The sequence below is a fragment of the Microbacterium sp. zg.Y909 genome, from assembly GCF_024626565.1.
In genome coordinates this window covers 1-3227 of the sequence record NZ_JANJFJ010000453.1, presented here as the reverse complement: position 1 = coordinate 3227, position 3227 = coordinate 1, and the positions used below count along the sequence as shown (strand labels likewise).

Genomic DNA, 3227 nt, shown 5'->3' with positions numbered 1-3227 from the left:
GGCGGCGCCACCGACACCACCGACGCCGCGCAGACGTTCCTCGACGGCGCATCGGCCGGTTCCGGACCGTACCTGCTGGACTCGTTGGACCTCACCACCCAGGTCGTCCTGGTGGAGAACCCCGAGTACAACGGGCCCACTCCCGCTGCGTACGACAAGATCGTGGTGCGCAACGTCACCGAGAGCGCCACCCAGCTGATCAACCTCAAGGGCGGCGACTCGAACATCGCGGTCGACCTGAACGGCGACCAGGTCGAGGGCCTCGGCGACGGGTTCACCGTCGACTCGGTACCGTCGGCCGAGACGATCTTCCTGCTGATCAACCAGAACCCCGAGGTCGGCCCCGCCACGGCGAGCCCGAAGTTCGCCGAAGCCGTGCGCTACGCCCTCGACTACGACAAGATCCTCGAGCTCGCCGGCGTGGGTGCCGAGCAGGCCACCGGCGTCATCCCGCCCATGTTCGCCGGCGCGCTCGCCGACGGCGCCGGCCAGGACCTCGACCGCGCACAGGCCGCGCTGGCCGAGTCCGGCTACGCGGGCGAGACGGTCAAGCTGCAGTTCCCGAACGACAACCCGGTCGGGGGCGTGGAGTTCACGCCCGTGGCCGAGCGCGTGCAGGACCAGCTGAAGGCCGCCGGCATCAACGTGGAGCTCGCTCCCGCGCCGTTCGCGACCGAGATCGACCCGTACGTCAACGGCACTGAGGCGTTCTCGATGTGGTACTGGGGACCCGACTACGCCGACTCCTCGTCGTTCCTGCCTTTCGGCCCGGGCGAGAAGGTGGGGCTCCGCGCGGGATGGGATGCCGCGGCATCCGCCGACATCGCCGCCCTCGTCGCCGCAGCGCGCAACGCGACGTCGGTCGAGGAGCGCACCGAGGCGTTCGGCGCCTATGCCGCCGCCATGCAGGAGTCTGGTCCGTTCGTGCCGCTCATCGTCCCCGGCAACAACATCGCCTCCGACGACACCGTGAGCGGACTGACGTACAACCCGACGTGGACGCTCGACCTCACCGCGCTTTCCCCCACGCAGTGACGTGACGACGTCCACCACGCCCGCTCGTCGCACGGGAGCCGGCCGGCACACGCTGGCCCGGTACCTGGTGCGGCGGGCGGGCACCTCCGTCATCCTGCTCCTGGGCGTCGTGCTGGTGACCTTCCTGCTGACCGTCCTGGTGCCCGGGGACCCGGTGCGCGCTGCGCTGGGCGAGGGGGCTTCGTCGAACCCGGCGACCGTCGCCGCGTACGAGGAGAAGTACGGGCTGGACAAGTCGGTGCCTGAGCGCTTCGTGCTCTACCTCGGCAACCTGCTGCAGGGCGACCTCGGCACGTCGATCACGACGGGCCGTGCGGTGGTCGACGACCTGGCCAAGGCCGTCCCCGCCACGGGCGAGGTCGCGTTCTACGCGATCATCCTGAGCCTCGCCGTCGCGATCGTGCTGGGCACGCTCGCCGCGTACCGTCGCGGCAAGGCCACCGATCAGGTGGTGCGGGTGGTCTCGCTCGTCGGGCTCAGCATCCCGACGTTCTGGATGGCGATCCTGGCGTACAACTTCTTCTTCCTCGAGCTCGGTTGGGTGCGCGGATCGGGACGACTGTCGCCGACCATCACGCCGCCGCCGCGCGTCACGGGCTTCCACACGATCGACTTCCTGCTCAACGGTGACTCGGTCGGGTTCTTCGACGCCGTCAGCCACCTGGCTCTGCCCGTGTTCGTGCTGAGCCTGTTCACGATCGCCCTCCTGACCCGCTTCATCCGCACCTCGGTGCTCGAAGTGCTCGATGCCGACTACGCCCGCGCCGCGCGCGCCAAGGGACTGAGCGGACCGCGCGTCGTCTTCGGCTATGTGCTGCGGGGAGCGGCGCTGCCGATCCTCACCATGGTCGGCATCGCGTTCGGCACACTGCTGTCGGGCACCGTGCTCGTCGAGGCTGTCTTCGCCTGGCCGGGTCTCGGCACCTATGCCTACAACGCCGCCAAGGGTCTGGACCTGCTCGCCGTCACCGGCGTGGGGCTCGTCGTCGGCGTCATCTACCTCGTCATCAATCTCGTGATCGACATCCTGTACGGCGCGCTGGACCCCCGGGTGAGGCTGTCATGAATCTGCTGCTACCCGCCCGCGTCGCCCCTCGGCGCCGCCGTCTTCCCGCCGCGTGGCGCTCTCCGCTGGCCGTCGTCGGCGTCGTCATCGCCGCCGGGTGGGTGGTCGTGGCGATCCTCGCACCGTGGATCACGCCGCACGACCCGCTCGCGCAGCAGCTGCCGCGCCTGCAGGCTCCCAGCGCCGAGGCGCTCATGGGGACGGATGCCAATGGTCGCGACGTCTTCTCCCGCCTGCTGGCGGGTGCGCAGACGACCATCCCGCTCGCCCTCGTGCTCGTCGTGTGCGCCATGCTCATCGGCACGGTCGTCGGCGCCGTCGCGGGCTACATCGGCGGCTGGGTCGACGAGGTGCTCATGCGCATCACCGACATGGTGATGGCCTTTCCCACCGTGATCCTGGCCATGGTGATCGCCGCCGCGCTCGGCCCCTCGATCATGAACGCGGTGATCGCCGGCATCATCGTCGCCTGGCCCCAGTACGCCCGCATCACCCGCTCGCTGGTGCTGAGTCTGCGCCACCAGAACTACGTCATCGCCGGCAGGCTGCTCGGATTCTCGCCGCTGCGGTCGCTGCGCGTGGACATCCTTCCCAACGTGGGCGGACCGGTGCTCGTGCTCGCCGCTCTCGACATCGGCACGGCGATCCTGCTGCTGTCCGGCCTGTCGTTCCTCGGCCTGGGCGCGCAGCCGCCCACGCCCGAGTGGGGCGCGATGATCTCCGCCGCCATGCAGCACATCGACGCCTGGTGGCTGGGGGTGTTCCCGGGTCTCGCGATCCTCACCGTCGTCATGGCGTTCAACTTCATCGGCGACTCGCTGCGCGACGCCCTCGACCCGCTGGCCGCTCGGGAGCGGCCGGCCGAGGCCGCCGCGGCTGCCGTCACGGGCACGGTCACGGCCGGCGGCCCGGCATCCGCCCCGAGGGAGGATGCGCGGTGAACGCCCTCACAATCAGCGACCTCCGCGTCGAACTGGGGCCTCGTGGCGCCCGTAGCGAGGTCGTGTGCGGCATCGACCTGGCGCTGCGCCCCGGCGCGGTGCAGGGGCTGGCCGGCGAATCGGGGTCGGGCAAGAGCATGACCGCGATGGCGGTTCTCGGCCTGCTGCCGGCCGGGGGCACAGCG

General features: G+C 70.5%; 4 protein-coding genes. All 4 read left to right on the top strand.

The annotated features are described in order from the left end of the window. Positions 1–1035, top strand: a 1035-nt coding sequence (locus NQ160_RS21185) for an ABC transporter substrate-binding protein (RefSeq protein WP_257517050.1), incomplete at its 5' end; no start/stop codon positions are given. Position 1036: 1 nt separating this feature from the next. Then, positions 1037–2101, top strand: coding sequence for an ABC transporter permease (locus NQ160_RS21180; protein WP_257517049.1), 1065 nt, complete (start codon positions 1037–1039; stop codon positions 2099–2101). After that, positions 2098–3042 (top strand): ABC transporter permease, encoded by a 945-nt coding sequence (locus tag NQ160_RS21175; RefSeq protein WP_257517048.1) that lies wholly within the window; start codon positions 2098–2100, stop codon positions 3040–3042. The genes NQ160_RS21180 and NQ160_RS21175 overlap by 4 nt, the downstream gene beginning before the upstream one ends. Beyond that, on the top strand, positions 3039–3227 hold a 189-nt coding region (locus NQ160_RS21170; RefSeq protein ID WP_374113696.1), incomplete at its 3' end, for an ATP-binding cassette domain-containing protein. The genes NQ160_RS21175 and NQ160_RS21170, both read left to right, overlap by 4 nt.

What these genes read in the sequence shown, in the direction of transcription:
- NQ160_RS21175 (WP_257517048.1), top strand. Translation starts at nt 2,098, where the DNA reads ATGAATCTGCTGCTACCCGCCCGCGTCGCCCCTCGGCGCCGCCGTCTT.